The 14,513-nt window shown below is 57.0% G+C and carries 15 protein-coding genes; 8 read left to right on the forward strand and 7 right to left on the reverse strand.

Features of this window, described 5'->3' with window-relative positions; all coding sequences use genetic code 11:
• Nucleotides 1–3 precede the first annotated feature (3 nt).
• The gene (locus tag Q3981_RS00820) at nt 4–627 is read left to right on the forward strand and encodes a regulatory protein RecX (protein ID WP_303122924.1); all 624 of its coding nucleotides are present in this window, start codon (nt 4–6) and stop codon (nt 625–627) included.
• A gap of 31 nt (nt 628–658) precedes the next feature.
• Here Q3981_RS00820 and Q3981_RS00825 read toward each other — a convergent pair whose 3' ends face one another.
• From Q3981_RS00825 to Q3981_RS00840, 4 genes are all read right to left on the reverse strand, one after another.
• Nucleotides 659–1,597, reverse strand: coding sequence for an amino acid ABC transporter permease (locus Q3981_RS00825; RefSeq protein WP_303122926.1), 939 nt, complete (start codon nt 1,595–1,597; stop codon nt 659–661).
• Complete coding sequence (locus Q3981_RS00830; RefSeq protein ID WP_303122928.1) at nt 1,597–2,286, reverse strand: amino acid ABC transporter permease; 690 nt, start codon at nt 2,284–2,286, stop codon at nt 1,597–1,599. Before Q3981_RS00830 ends, Q3981_RS00825 begins: the two co-directional genes overlap by 1 nt.
• 8 nt (nt 2,287–2,294) lie before the next feature.
• Nucleotides 2,295–3,155 carry a glutamate ABC transporter substrate-binding protein gene (locus tag Q3981_RS00835; RefSeq protein WP_041629361.1) on the reverse strand — a complete coding sequence of 287 codons (861 nt, stop codon included), beginning with the start codon at nt 3,153–3,155 and terminating at the stop codon, nt 2,295–2,297.
• 122 nt (nt 3,156–3,277) lie between these two features.
• Nucleotides 3,278–4,006 carry an amino acid ABC transporter ATP-binding protein gene (locus tag Q3981_RS00840; RefSeq protein WP_303123043.1) on the reverse strand — a complete coding sequence of 243 codons (729 nt, stop codon included), beginning with the start codon at nt 4,004–4,006 and terminating at the stop codon, nt 3,278–3,280.
• A 284-nt stretch (nt 4,007–4,290) separates the two neighbouring features.
• Here Q3981_RS00840 and miaB point away from each other — a divergent pair, with 284 nt between their 5' ends.
• Together miaB and Q3981_RS00850 are read left to right on the forward strand one after the other, a co-directional pair.
• Nucleotides 4,291–5,910, forward strand: coding sequence for a tRNA (N6-isopentenyl adenosine(37)-C2)-methylthiotransferase MiaB (miaB, locus tag Q3981_RS00845; protein WP_303123045.1), 1,620 nt, complete (start codon nt 4,291–4,293; stop codon nt 5,908–5,910).
• A 50-nt stretch (nt 5,911–5,960) separates the two neighbouring features.
• The gene (locus Q3981_RS00850; RefSeq protein ID WP_303122930.1) at nt 5,961–6,749 is read left to right on the forward strand and encodes a hypothetical protein; all 789 of its coding nucleotides are present in this window, start codon (nt 5,961–5,963) and stop codon (nt 6,747–6,749) included.
• 131 nt (nt 6,750–6,880) lie between these two features.
• On the opposite strand, the gene Q3981_RS00855 is transcribed toward Q3981_RS00850, so the two are convergent.
• Entirely contained in the window at nt 6,881–8,203 is a 1,323-nt protein-coding gene (locus Q3981_RS00855; RefSeq protein WP_303122932.1) for a DUF349 domain-containing protein, read from the reverse strand.
• Nucleotides 8,204–8,316: 113 nt separating this feature from the next.
• Here Q3981_RS00855 and Q3981_RS00860 point away from each other — a divergent pair, with 113 nt between their 5' ends.
• From Q3981_RS00860 to dapF, 3 genes are read left to right on the forward strand one after another with little or no spacing between them, the layout of a single operon-like run.
• Nucleotides 8,317–9,162, forward strand: a complete 846-nt coding sequence (locus Q3981_RS00860; protein WP_303122934.1) for a hypothetical protein — start codon at nt 8,317–8,319, stop codon at nt 9,160–9,162.
• 26 nt (nt 9,163–9,188) lie between these two features.
• Nucleotides 9,189–10,097 carry a tRNA (adenosine(37)-N6)-dimethylallyltransferase MiaA gene (gene miaA / locus Q3981_RS00865; RefSeq protein ID WP_303123047.1) on the forward strand — a complete coding sequence of 303 codons (909 nt, stop codon included), beginning with the start codon at nt 9,189–9,191 and terminating at the stop codon, nt 10,095–10,097.
• Between the two features lie 9 nt (nt 10,098–10,106).
• Nucleotides 10,107–11,087, forward strand: coding sequence for a diaminopimelate epimerase (gene dapF / locus Q3981_RS00870; protein ID WP_303122936.1), 981 nt, complete (start codon nt 10,107–10,109; stop codon nt 11,085–11,087).
• Here the strand turns inward: dapF and Q3981_RS00875 are convergent.
• Complete coding sequence (locus Q3981_RS00875) at nt 11,051–11,743, reverse strand: hypothetical protein (protein ID WP_303122938.1); 693 nt, start codon at nt 11,741–11,743, stop codon at nt 11,051–11,053. The genes dapF and Q3981_RS00875 overlap by 37 nt on opposite strands.
• The gene (locus tag Q3981_RS00880) at nt 11,728–12,543 is read right to left on the reverse strand and encodes a hypothetical protein (RefSeq protein ID WP_303122940.1); all 816 of its coding nucleotides are present in this window, start codon (nt 12,541–12,543) and stop codon (nt 11,728–11,730) included. The genes Q3981_RS00875 and Q3981_RS00880 overlap by 16 nt, the downstream gene beginning before the upstream one ends.
• A 310-nt stretch (nt 12,544–12,853) precedes the next feature.
• On the opposite strand from Q3981_RS00880, the gene Q3981_RS00885 reads away from it, so the two are divergent.
• Together Q3981_RS00885 and Q3981_RS00890 are read left to right on the forward strand one after the other, a co-directional pair.
• A complete protein-coding gene (locus Q3981_RS00885) occupies nt 12,854–13,138 on the forward strand; it encodes a ferrous iron transport protein A (protein ID WP_303122942.1) in 285 nt (94 codons plus the stop codon).
• A gap of 41 nt (nt 13,139–13,179) precedes the next feature.
• The coding region (locus Q3981_RS00890) for a FeoB small GTPase domain-containing protein (protein WP_303123049.1) at nt 13,180–14,513 on the forward strand (1,334 nt) is incomplete at its 3' end.

Genomic DNA, 14,513 nt, shown 5'->3' on the forward strand with positions numbered 1-14,513 from the left:
GCGATGCCTAAGTCCAGTGACAGTGATAACTCTGCTGAGTCCACCGCTGACATTATCGGGCATCTCAGCGAAGCCATCTCTCGCGTGGACACCAGCAGATCTATTGCGCAAGAAGAAAATGCTGTACGACCTGTTAGATCGCGAGCATTGCGCCTGTTGGATCACCGGGCTAGATCAGAGCAGGAGCTGAGGGATCGTCTCCTCGATGCCGAGTTTCCCCGGGCTAGCGTGGACACAGTCATTGCCGACCTTGTCGAAAGCGGACTGATTGACGACCGCCGATTTGCCGAAGAATGGGTGAGGCAACGCAGAACGCGTCGGGGAAAATCTCGCCGTGTCCTGCGCGAAGAGCTTCGAAGAAAAGGGGTCTCCTCCGCCGACTGCGATCATGCGCTAGCCGAGGTCAGTGACGACGATGAACAGCAATTAGCTCGTCGCGTTGCAGAAGACCGCGCGCGACGAATTCGGACGGCTCCCGCCGATCGGAAAGAAAAATATGCCCATCTCCGACGGATTGGCGCAGCGCTGGCACGGCGAGGCTTTCCGGCGGGGATGTCACAGCGGATCGCTCATGACGTCGTGGAGGAGAGAATCACCGAATTGAGCAGTGATCCCGACGGGGAATAACATCGCCGGGAACCTACAGAGCGTGCTGTAACTATTCGAAAGTGCTGCGTAGATCGCGGTGGGCCGGGTCATGCCAGTCGACCACGGCTTCATCCTTGGTCTCCACGCCCTGCTCTTTCTGGTGGGGAACATGAGCCACAATATTGCGCCGAGCACGCCCAGCCCGCAGCTGAAGCTCGATTCGCTCCGCGAACTTCGTCAGCCCAATGTTGACGATAATCATGATCACGGCAACAACAACGAGCGCCGCAAGGAAGTTTCGGTAATACGAAGCCGACTGAATGCCAGACCTCACCACTTCCACATACCCGATCTGATAACCCAATGCGGAGTCCTTGAGCGCAATCACCATCTGCGCGATCAAGGCAGGGAGCATCGAGGCCACAGCCTGAGGAAGAAGGATGATTCGCATCGTCTGCCGGTGAGTCAAGCCTAGCGCCAAAGCGGCTTCCGATTGCCCGCTCGGGAGCGCCTCGATCCCCGAACGAAGGACCTCGGCAATGACCGCTCCGTTATACAAGGTCAGCCCAAAAACAACGGCAGCGAAAGCCAACTGCTCTGAGGGGAACACCGCGTATTCAGCGAAAAGCTGGTAGGCGAAGACCATCAAGATCAACACGGGAATAGCGCGGAAGAACTCGACGATTACCCCGCAGATCCGGCGAACGATCCACCGATGGTGCAAACGCCCAGTTCCCAGTAACGCTCCAAGAAGCATAGCCAAAATAATGGAAACAAAGGCGGCTTTCAGCGTTCCCCACAGGCCGGGGAGAATATACGTCGTCCAGGTGGTCGACTTAATAAACGGATCCCACTTGGATGTCTCCAACTGGCCGTTCTTGGCCAGCACCGAGATCGTCCACCCGATGACAACGGCAGCAACCACGACAGTAATGGCCGTGAGAATGCGGTTGATCTGACGCCCGCGTGGGCCAGGGTTGTCATAAAGGACAGTTGCGCGAGTACTCACTATCGTTTCACCGCCAATCGTTTACCAGCCCAGCCGAAGAAAAGCCCCATCGGCAGGGTCAAGATGATAAAGCCGAGAGCAAAGATGCCGAACACCAAGAACAACTGGTCGGCGTGGTTTTCGATCGTCGACTTCATCAACAGAGATGCCTCGCCCACACCGATGACGGACGCGATAGTCGTGTTCTTGGACAACGCAATCAGGGTGTTGCCCAACGGAACGATCGATGCGCGAAACGCCTGGGGAAAAACGATGGCAGAGAAATTCTGGCCAAAAGACAGCCCCAGTGATCGGCCGGCCTCCGCTTGCCCGAAGGGCACTGTGTTGATGCCCGCCCGCAAGGACTCCGCGACAAAAGCCGAGGTATAGATAATAAAGGCCAGGACCGCCAACCAGAAGTTGTTGTTTTTAATGAAGTTGTCGTTCTCAGGGGCAAGCGTCAGGCCCAAGTTCTGGTAGAGCCCGATCGATGAGAACAACACAATCAGCGTCAGGGGAGTGTTCCTCGACACAGTAATGAACAGTGACGATAAGGTACGCAGTATCCCGACGGGGCACACTCGCATGGCGGTCAGAATGATGCCCAGAATCAGTGAACCGATCCCTGAGTACACCGTGAGTTTGATGGTGACCCAGAATGCAGGCCATAGCGTATCGCTGAGGTCACCCCATAAAGTCGTTGTCTCCATTGATCCCCCTATCCCTTCTGCAAAAAGCTGAGATCGCCGATGGCGGGTTCATCGCCCACGGGGAAGTCGTTGCCAAGATTCTTGTGAACAATGGACGCGTAAGCTCCAGACGCCCACATGTCTTTCAGGGCATCGTTGATTGCCTCGGTCGACTTGGTGTCGCCCTTCGCATGACCGATCCCGTAGTGCTCATCGGTCCACCACGATCCGTCATCCTGTTTCATATCGACGACGCGGAATTCGCCCGGATACTGGGTCGCAAACCCATACAAGATGGTGGCGTCGGTGGTCAGGGCGTCAACCTTCTTTTGGTGGAGCGCTTCCACACATGACGAGTAGGAATCGAACTCCTGTAATTGGACCTCGGGAAGTGCCTCTTTGACCTTCTGAGCAGGAGTGGACCCACTCACAGAGCACAAACGTTTCCCCTTATTGAGGTCTGTCAGAGACTTGATCCCCGTGTCCTTATCCCTCACCAGTAACGCCTGATGGGTGACCAGGTATGGCCCACCAAAAGCGACCGCATTCGCGCGCCCTTTGTTGATGGAATACGTGGCTGTAATCATGCCCACTTCGCCATTCTTAATCAGCGTTTCTCGCTGCGCAGATGGCGTTTCACGCCACGTAATCTTCGGCTTATCCCAACCGTTTTTCTCTGCGATATGGTCAATCACATACCGCGAGACATCCGGATCCACACCGACGAATTTCTTATCCGGCGTGCGCATTCCCATACCCGGCTGGTCATATTTCGTGCCGACGACGATATGCCCGGCTTTAATTTCGTCGAGGACACTCACGGGCTCCGACGACCCACACGCGGTGAGCGTCGGGGTGACGAAAACAAGGGCGGTCACCGCGGCCATCATCGCGCGCACGCGGGTGTGACGTCGGAAAGAGTGGCGTCGGCACGTGCCCCGTCGGAAATAGGTAACAAACTGGCCGATATGACGGCCGGCGAACTGCATTCGTGTCATTCTTCACGCCCCTTTTAATGACCGAGGATCTTGGAGAGAAAATCTTTGGCCCGGTCCGTCTGGGGATTCGTAAAGAATGATTCCGGATCGGCGTCTTCGACGATGGCGCCGTCGGCCATAAACAACACACGATCAGCGGCGCGTCGAGCGAAACCCATTTCGTGGGTCACGCACACCATCGTCATACCCTCTCGAGCGAGTCCGACCATGACGTCGAGAACCTCGTTCACCATCTCCGGGTCGAGAGCAGACGTCGGCTCGTCGAAAAGCATGATTTTGGGGTCCATGGCGAGGGCTCGGGCAATGGCGACACGCTGCTGCTGACCACCGGATAACTGGGCGGGATATTTGTGTGCCTGGCTATCAATATCGACCCGTCGGAGCAAAGCCATAGCCCGATCCTTAGCTTGGGCCTTACTCCGTTTCCGCACTTTGATAGGGCCAAGAGTGACATTATCGAGGATCGTCTTGTGCGAAAACAGATTGAACTGTTGGAAAACCATGCCGACTTCAGCCCTCAGCCGAGTCAGGCTCTTCCCTTCTTCAGGGAGGGCCTCTCCATCGATCACGATCTCGCCATCGTCGATAGTCTCGAGCCGGTTAAGCGTTCGGCATAGAGTCGATTTCCCCGAACCTGAGGGGCCGAGAATAACCACGACCTGTCCTGCAGGAATTGTCAGATTGATATCGCGGAGTGCGTGGTAGTCGCCGAAATACTTGTTGACATGGGACATTGAGATCATCGGCGGGCGATGCCCAGGATCTTTGGCAGCCGTTTCAGCGTCGGGATGAGGTGCAGAGCTGTCTGCAGCGTGCGCGGGAATGGAGTGTGTCGACGGCGCTGTGACGTCGGATCCGGAAACTTCTGGCATACGGAAAAACTTAAAGGGTTTCTTTAGCCAAAGCTGTGTGGGAAACAAAAACTTAACAACACCGTAACCAATTCCCCGTCTGTCGGGGGTGACCAGTACGATAGTCCGCGATGAACGGCACAACCCCTGATATGTCAATTAATCATTTACAGACCATGAACGATTTCACTGCTTCTCCGCATTCCTCGGTTTCGACGACGACCACCCGCCCGCGCACCTATGAAGTGCGTACTTTTGGGTGCCAGATGAATGTGCATGACTCGGAGCGGCTGGCCGGGCTTTTGGAGGAAGCCGGCTACGTGCCCGTTGGTAGTGACGACCCTGCCGATGTTGTCGTGTTCAACACGTGTGCAGTACGTGAGAATGCGGATAACCGGCTGTACGGCACCTTGGGACAACTGAAATCGGTCAAAGATACGAAGCCCGACATGCAAATCGCGGTCGGGGGGTGCATGGCGCAGAAAGACAAGGATGTCGTTGTTAAGCGAGCACCCTGGGTCGACGTCGTGTTCGGTACCCACAACATTGGGAAGCTCCCGACTCTTCTGGCGCGTGCTGCGCACAATCATGAAGCCCAGGTGGAAATTGCTGACGCGTTAGAGCAGTTCCCCTCGGTCCTTCCCGCGAAACGTGACTCCGCCTATTCCGGCTGGGTGAGTGTGTCTGTCGGGTGCAATAACACTTGCACATTCTGCATCGTTCCTAGCCTCCGCGGGAAAGAAAAAGACCGCCGACCAGGTGATATTTTGGCGGAAGTACAAACTCTTGTCGACGACGGCGTGAGCGAAGTGACTCTGCTCGGCCAGAACGTCAACGCCTATGGAGTTCACTTTGAGGACCCGACGCTAGAGCGTGACCGCAGCGCATTTTCAAAACTGCTGCGCGCATGTGGCGATATCGAGGGCCTGGAGCGCGTCCGCTTCACCAGCCCACACCCTGCCGAATTCACCTCTGATGTCATCGACGCGATGGCGGAGACTCACAACGTGTGCCCGCAGCTGCATATGCCTTTGCAGTCGGGTTCAGACAAGGTGCTCAAAGAGATGCGTCGCTCCTATCGGACGAAGCGTTTTATGAGGATCCTGGACGAAGTACGTGAGAAGCTCCCTCAGGCCTCCATTACGACCGACATTATTGTTGGCTTCCCTGGAGAAACTGAGGAAGATTTCCAACAGACGCTTGACCTCGTTGAAAAAGCACGGTTTACGAGCGCATATACGTTCCAGTACTCGCCGCGTCCCGGAACTCCTGCAGCGGCGATGGATGATCAGGTACCGAAGGCCGTGGTGCAGGATCGATATGAGCGGCTGGTTGAGCTTCAAGAGCGAATCAGCGCCGAGCTCAATGCTGAGATGGTGGGGGACGTCGTCGAGGTCCTTGTTCAGGCTGACGACGGTCGACGCTCGGCTCAAACACATCGTTTGTCCGGGAGAACACGCGACGGTCGCCTGGTGCACTTTGCCCCTGATGCTGCGTCGATGGAAGAAACAGCGCGAGCATGGAATTCCATCGGAGCAACTCCTATGGCGCATCCGAAGACTCCCAGCGGAGTCTCCGTTGAAGAGTGCGTGAAACCGGGTGTTGATCAGGCGATCCGCGCAGGAGACGTGGTGTGGGTGCGTATCACTGATTCACGCTCTCACTTCCTGTTGTCTGACTCGGGCGTTCTCGCCCATCGTCGTATGCCGGCGGGGGACCGGACTGAGGCTGCTTCCGCTCCGACGCCACGCGGTGTGGGTCTGGGAATGCCAACGATCAAGACTATGAAAAGGTAGCCAAGCTTGGTAAGCATCACGAATGAGGTTTACGGATTAGGGTAAGAGGCATGGCAATGAAGAAGAGGTCTGGACGTAGTGATGGCGACGGTTCGGCTCAGCGGCATCAACCTGCGAAAAAGCCCCAAGAGATGACGGCTGAGGAGCGCAGAGAAGCGCTCCGAGCTTTCGGCGAAAGCAAACGCGCCAACATCAATGTGGAAGAACGCTTGGCGTCGAGAACCGTGGTAATCAACCGTCAGCTTCCTTTTTTCTTGCTCGGGATGCTGGGGACGTTGTTCGCCATCTTCCTCCCACACTCGGGGAGCGTGTATGGCTTTGACGTCCTGTTTTACTCTGACCGTGCTCAAGAGATGGTCACGACGTGGCCCGAGCGTATCTACGTGTGGTTGGCGCTGGTCGGGGGAATCTTCTTACCCATCGGCGTGATCGTTTCGCGCTCCACTCTCGTGGCTTGGGTGACGTGGGTTGTGTCCGGAGTCGGCTGGGTATTCGGTGTTTTCGCGATCTGGATGCGGCAGTCACGTCCACCGACAGAGCCGGGATCTGGACCCTCGTTCGGGCTCATCGTTGGGTTCGCTGCGATCATCGTTATTTTCGCAACCATCTCTACCGTCGTTTTCCGCCGATCAGTTCTCCAGCGTGTTTTGGCAGAAATTCGACGTGAAGAAGCAGACCGTGATGATGAAGCGCGGGCTGCCCAGCAGCATCTTCGGACGGGATTGACCGTTCAGGAGTACAGGGAGCCGGTGGATAACCGACGTGCACGAGCCAGGGAGCGCGCACACCAAGTGGCGGAAAACCAACGCAAGCGGAAACAACCGCCTGCGGATAAATAGGATCCTTGATTCAGCACTCCCACAATTCAGAACTAAAGCCCCACGAATCAATATCGGGCATCAGGCCCGGTTATCCGTGGGGCTTTTCAGTTTTCAGTGTGCTGGTTATTGCATCCGTCGCCCGTCGCTAATTAGTCCACTGCTTGCTGAGCAGTCTGAGCCCATTGCGCCCACTGCTCGGCTTGAGCTCGAAGATCGGCGGCTTTCTTGCTGTTCCCGGCTTTCTCAGCACTGTCCGCTGCCGCTGAAAGCTCATTGACTTTAGCCTCAAACTGGGCGACGCGAGCCTGCCGTTCAGGATCAGTCTTCCGCCATTGCTCATTCTCGACGTCACTGACCCGATTCTCGAGCGCACGGATCTTATCCTCGAATTCGCGGACACGACCCCGCGGCACGTATCCGATGCTTTCCCACTGCGATTGCAATTCGCGGAGAGCTTTCTTAGCAGCGTCCAAGTTCTCCTCAGGGTTAATCTTGTCGCTGTACTGCTCTATGAGCTGGTCTTTCTTCTCAGCGTTGGATTCATACTCACGGTCTTTAGCCTCATTAACGGCCTTCCGTGCCGAGAAGAACGTGTCTTGGGCATGGCGGAAGCGTTTCCATAGCTTGTCATCGATACCCCGTGGCGCGCGGCCAGCAGCTTTCCACTCCGTCATGAGGTCGCGGAACTGACGTGCGGTCTCTCTCCACTCCGTCGAATCCTGGATCTTCTCCGCTCTCTCGCAGATACCTTCCTTGAGGCGACGAGCCTCGTCGCGTTTCCGATCCAACTCGGCAAAATGTGCACCGCGGCGCTGCGAAAACTGCTCACGAGCAGCAGAGAAACGCTTCCACAACGCGTCGTCCGTTTTCCGGTCGATACCGTGGATGCTCTTCCACTCGTTCAGCATCTCGCGCAGACGATCGCCGGATTCTTTCCACTCCTTCGAATCCGAACCAATGCGCTCAGCCTCGTCGATAAGCTTTTCACGCTGGGCAATCGCGTTCTCCCGGCGCTGAGCCTTTTCAGTTTCGGCTTGTTCAGCGACGGTGTAGCTGTCGTCGATAATTGAACTGAGCTGGTCATTAAGACCATCGACATCACCGAGAGCAGCTGATTCGGCGAGTTTAGCCTGTAGTTCCTCGGCGGACTTGCGAGTGTTGGCAGCTTCCTCGGGGTGGGTGTGGAGACGTACGCGGAGGATATCCGCCTCTGTTTGCAGGCTGTCGAAGTGCTTGCCGAAGAAAGCGAATCCTTCGCTCTTCGAGCCGGCTTTCCACTCACCGATAGCGCGCTCACCGTCACGAGTGATTAGCCAGACTGTTCCATCATCGTCGATACGTCCGTGGTCTTCGGGGTTGTTTGTCCGGCGGGGCGGTGTCGTCGTCGCTGCATGGCCAGACATGGATGCCGGTGTGGGATGAGCGCCTCGGGGTCCAGGGATAGGCGCTGAAGGGACCGAAGAAGTAGTCATGGGCCGGTGTTCCTCACTCTTTCTTTCTTTGCCGCGCGGCACGGCTGCCAAACACAATCCACTGTTTAGACTGCACGACTTCCCGCCGAGAGTCTACCCGTTAGGGTAGTGATGTGACCCATTCCCACTCGGCTTCACCGGCTTCGTCGACCACACCCGCCTCGCATCGACGACCCGATCCAACCGATAGCTCCGACGCCAAGCCTGGGATGCGCCGGGGACGCATTGTCGCACTTCTGCCGCCAACTCCTCTGCTTATCCCCGAAGCGACTGGTCACGCCCAGTACCCGGCACAACTCCGCACAGAAATTGACCGTGCCCGGCAGTGGATACTTCCTACCGACGGGCCCATCACTATTGCCTTCCACCCCGACGACTCCATGGCGACACGCCACGTTGGGTCTCTCAAGGCATGGGGAATTGACGTGAACGTGGGAGCGGGAACGTATTTACCCGATCTCGTTTTGCGGGCCCTTCTTCAACGGTGGGGATACGACGGTGAGATCCTCAGCGTCGACATTCACGACGTGCAGTTTCTTGCCGACGATGGGCCGCTGCTGGATGGGCCACTTCTGATTGCCGCCGACGGGGGAGCGGGACTTCACCCCGACGCACCTTTAGGCGACGTGCCCGGAGCGTGGGCTGTCGAGGAGAAACTTCGGCGTTTTGTTATCGATCCCGCGGCTCAGGCGTCGTCACCATTGTTTGACGTGGCCGCTGCAGCACACTGCGGGATTGATCCGGAACCATGGATCGCGTGGGCTGACTTTTGTCGATCCCACTCTTCCGGAGTGAGTACGCTGTATCACTGGTCCTCCATCGATGACCGCGCCGATACCACCGCCGAGCAACAGGGTGGGCCGCCCGCGCAGGATGATTCACTCGCCCAGGATGGGCCACCGGCCTATGGAGGAATAGGTTTCCATTGTGGCGTATGGCAGCTCACCACCGTGATGTAGAACAGGATGATAACGTGCCCGCATCTCTGCCTTTCCCCGTGGCCGTCGTCGGTCCCACCGCGTCGGGCAAGTCGGCATTGGGCCTTGCGCTCGCGCACCGCTATGACGGAGAGATCGTCAACGTCGATTCCATGCAGCTCTATCGGGGGATGGATATCGGCACGGCAAAGTTGACGCCTGAAGAGCTCGAGGGCATCCCGCATCATCAGCTCGACAAACTTGATGTCACCCAGCGGGCGAGCGTCGCGAAATACCAACAATCCGCCGTCGACGATGTTGAAAACATCCGGTCACGAGGGAAAACACCAATTTTGGTGGGTGGTTCCATGCTGTATGTCCAGTCGCTCGTCGATGATTGGCAGTTCCCACCCACCGATCCTGTAGTTCGGGCCAAATGGCAACAGCGTCTCGACGAGATAGGTGTTCAACAGCTGCACAAGGAACTTGCTGCTATTGACCCAGCGGCCGCAGAAATAATCGAAGTTAACGATCCGCGTCGGACTGTCCGAGCCCTGGAAGTCATCGAATTAACCGGGAAGCCCTTCGCGGCATCCCAGCCACCCATCAATGCACCAGCCCGATGGGGAACACTCATCATCGGATTGCAAACATCATCAGAGTGGCTGAACCCGCGAATAGAATTACGCACCCACACCATGTTCGACCGGGGCTTCATTGAGGAAGTCGACGGCCTCACCCGGCACGGGCTCATTGCACAATCCACCGCCGGGCGAGCGATCGGATACTCCCAAGTACTTGCCATGCTGGCCGGCGACATAACAACTGACGAAGCCATATCGTCCACCATCACAGGAACCCGTCGCTATGTCAGACGACAGCGCTCCTGGTTCCGTCGCGACCCACGAACCCACTGGATCGACGCGGCAGGGGACACCGTCAGCGAAGCGACGTCGATCATCGACAACCACGTCTAGAATGGCCCCATGCCCGAACAGACAACCCCCTTCAGTAAAGGCCACGGCACAGAGAATGATTTCATCCTCCTGCCAGACTTCGACGCCGATATCGACCTCGACCCAGCAGTCGTTCGTGTCCTGTGTGATCGTCGCGCCGGGTTGGGTGCCGATGGTGTGATCCGCATTGCTCGCACCGAAGCTTTGATCGATAAAGGCATCATTGCACGAGAGGCTGTTGGTGAGTCCGGCGATGGGGCACCAGAAGATACACCCGAGTGGTTCATGGATTACCGCAATGCCGATGGGTCGATCGCTGAAATGTGTGGAAACGGCTCTCGCGTATTTGGGCACTATCTATTCGCGCACAACCTCGTGACCGATTCGCCCCATTTTTCGATTGGTACGCGAGCGGGAGTGAAGCGCTTGACCGTCGTCAATCCGGCACAAACGACTGACTCATCAGCGCGGATCGCCGTCGATATGGGCCGTGTCGGCATTATCGGTCAGTCAGTAGCCGCATTTGATCGACAGAGGTTTGCCGGTGTGGGGATTGATGTAGGCAACCCCCACTTAGCGTGCGTTATTCCCGATCTTGACAACGCGGGTCTCCGCGAGCTTCCTCTTCACCTCAAGCCTGTTCTTGACGACGAGTTCTTCCCGCACGGAGCCAACGTCGAGGTTCTCACCCCTCTTTACGCGGATGACAGCCGTGATGGTGATGGCACTGTGTCGATGCGCGTCCATGAGCGCGGGTCGGGGGAGACCCGATCATGCGGGACGGGAACGGTCGCGGCAGCAGTGGCGGCCTTGGCTGACCGAGGTCAGGTCGACGGCACGGTCCACGTCGTCGTTCCCGGGGGTGAGGTCACAGTCACGATAAAAGATGAACAGGCCACCCTGGAAGGTCCGTCGGTAATTGTTGCGTCAGGAACAATTAATATCGACCAATTGCGTGAATACGCCTCGGCGCATTATGCGCCAGCATTGCGTGGAAAAGACGACCTATAGCTAGAAGCCCCAGGAGTCCATCCATATGTGGACGGGCTAGTCGGGCTAGTACGTGTCTGGCTTTCAGGAAGCCGTACCACTGGACTATCCACATGGCTCGCGTACTGCCGAGCCTCGGCCCACGCTTCCTGTAGTTCGCGCGCCATCTCATCTGTTGCTGAGAGGATGTGCTCCAGCATGTGAATGGTGCGTGCGTGAGTAACGACACCCTCAAGATCGTCGATAAACAATTCGCTCGACACCCTGGCTTTGTGGAACCGACTAATGATCGGATTCTCCTGGTGAGAATCATCTAAGAGCACGGAATGCGTGGATCGATCGGTAACAGCCTGGGCTGACGTGCCGTTCTGAAATGATTCCCACTGGTCCAGAACTGCAGTGATGTCCGCAGCTGACAACTCAATGGACTGACGAACTTGTTCTTGTTCGGCGGAGAATGTTGACGTTCGTGCGATAACGATGGCGACGACAGCGCACGCGAGAACAAGCCCAAAGCCGAGCCAGTGGAAAATGATGATCAGACACAGGGCGATAACGGTGAGGATGGCGCTCAGAGAGATAAGACGCCATACCCGGACATCACGGTGAGGTGACGTCAGCGCCGGAACACCATCCTTATCGGTAGGGGAGCTGGTCACTTTTAATGGCCACCACATCCGCAGCCACCGCAGCCACAGCCGCCGCCTCCACCACCGCAGCACCCGCCAGCGGTGGTATCGGCCGCGACGGACGCTGTGAATAGCACCCGACCGGCGACAATATTGCCCTCACTGATGCTCTCGGCGGCAGATTCGGGAAGACACAGATCGACGGGGAATGGCGCGTCGACATTGACGTGCCAGAACGATTCGCCCGTGAGGCCATTCGTCCGTTTTTCTGCGGATGTCACGACGAGTGATACGTCACCTGCGGCTGACGGCTCGGTATCGCCTGATCCCGCATTGACCACGGCTGCACCGTGCGAGATAACAAAACCGGTCGTTGCTCCGCCGGCGTCGGAGAACGCTTTTTCGTCGGAGTAGACGTGGGTGTCAACACCAAGAGCAGAAAGATTGACCGTTCCCAATTGGGTGGGTTCATCAACCAGAAGCGGACCTTGGGCGAGGTTGGCGGCAATGTCACACACAACGTTGCCCTCGTCATCATGAACGCTGAGCAGCGCCAAGACGTCGGATAGCATCGAAATTTCCGCTTCGCATTCGGTCAATGCATCGAAGCCGGCATACGCGGCATACGGTGGGGCGGCAAGGATGAATAACTGTGCTCCACTGACGTCATTAAACGCGAGCAATTGTCCACCTGATAGTTCACCGGTGACAGACAAAGTGCCGGTTGAGTAGGCTTTTTCTAAAAGCTCTTGCCAGGGGACGCCCCCCATTCCAAGTGCTGTGAGCCCCGTCGTGGTACGTGCTCCCGCAGTCTGGGAGTCAGCGGGGGTTTCGGTAGGTGTGCTCATAGAAGTCGATTCTAGCTCTCTTATGAATTCAGTCGTTCACGGGTTTGCTCACAGTGTTTGTTTGTTTCCCTCATTTTTTTGTTTATGCCCGTTTGTGTCGTGCTACCATGAAAACTGTTATAGGCCGAACAGAACCACAATTCTGGAAGACCTAAAAATTAGTTAAGGAAAACCAGACCGAGGACAACCACCCGCAGACCACCCCTCGGTGAGCCTTCCAGATGGCTCCCTCTCTCTGGCAAGTATGGAAACGTGGTCACCGTGCACTGTGAAAGGTAGTGCAAGGTGCACGCCGATGAGGAGACCTGGAATGGGAAAGATTTCCATGAGTCGCTCGGACCGTTACGCAACTACTTCTTCGCCCGCCATGAGCACTCTTTACGACGTGCCACCAGGACATTCCGCAACGATTGTGGGTTCCGACGTCGATGCTCTTTTTGCTCGTCGACTCCGTGAACTGGGGTTGCGCGAAGGTACTACCGTTTATGTGGCTCAAAACGCCGCAGGCGGCGGCCGCATCGTGAAGGTTCTTGACGCTCGATACGCGCTCGATGCTTTTACTCTCAAGCACATTGCCATCTCGACCTCGTCATAGAGGTCATTTCCCCATGACGGTAGGGGATTCTCGGAGGAAAAATGAATGACTCTTTAGGTCCTCAGACGGAGGGCGGTGTCGCAACGTCCAGCACGGCGACGGCCACATCTACCAAGGACCTCACAACACAATTTGCCGACGCACCATCCTGTCACTGCGAAAGCCACGGAACGGCCATGGCGCCGAAGGGCTCACCAGTCATTGCCCTCGTCGGTGCGCCGAATGCCGGTAAGTCAACCCTGTTCAACGCCCTCACCGGTGCAAAAGCCAAAATGGGCAACTGGCCGGGCACGACGGTCTCAGTTTCGCGTGGTGCATGGAAAGTAAAGAAGGACAAGCACAGCGCTGTCGATCACGCAGACACGTGCGACGAGCACGCAGGTTCCGTTTCGGTGGATTCGGCGGATACATGCCCTCACTGCTCCAGCGAGCACGAGGAGCCGAAGGCAGAAGAATCGACAAAGGGTGGACACCACTCCGAGACCTCACACGGCTCGGGCGAAACAGTCTATGACGTCATCGATTTTCCGGGCGCTTACTCGCTCGACCCGATGAGCCCTGATGAAGCTCTCACACGTGAACTCCTTTTGGAACGTGACGTGGAGGAGCGGCCAGATCTGGTCATCGTCGTTGCAGATACCGCCACAATTTCGCGTGGCCTCTATCTCGCGGCGCAAGTCGCTGAGCACCCGTATCGTATGGTTGTCGTCCTCACCAAGGGCGATGTTGCACTAAACCAGGGGTTCGAGATTGACCCCGATGTGCTGTCGCGGAAGCTTCAGGTTCCCGTCGTCGCGGTCGATCCGCGTAAACGTCGCGTCGGTGAGCTGGCATCTGCCGTTGAAAAGCAGTTACAGATGCCGGCCGACACCGTACGGCCCATGTGCTGCCAGCACATTCCCGATGAATTAGAGGGTCCGGACCGCGAACTGGCTGTCTCCGACGCACGTTTCAGCTGGATTGATAAAGCCGTCTCGAAGGCAACGATCCACAACGATCACACCCGGTCCGTCTCGGAAAAAATCGACCGCGTTGTTCTTAACCCCATCGCAGGGCCGCTTATCTTCCTTGCGGCTATGTGGTGCGTCTTCGAAATTACGACGACGGTCGCCGCACCTCTGCAGGATTGGCTGGATAACTTCTTCAGCGGGCCCGTCAGTGATGGGGCGACATCCTTACTTCAGGCCTTGGGACTTGACTATCCGTTTGTTCACGGGTTGATTGTCGACGGCCTTATCGGTGGCGTCGGAATGGTTCTGACCTTCGCGCCACTGATGGCGTTAATGTTCTTATGCCTGGCTGTGCTGGAGGATTCGGGCTACATGGCTCGTGCCGCAGTGGTTGCGGACCGGCTCATGCGAGCGATTGGCCTGCC

The sequence above is a fragment of the Corynebacterium sp. genome, from assembly GCF_030530965.1.
GTDB lineage: Bacteria > Actinomycetota > Actinomycetes > Mycobacteriales > Mycobacteriaceae > Corynebacterium.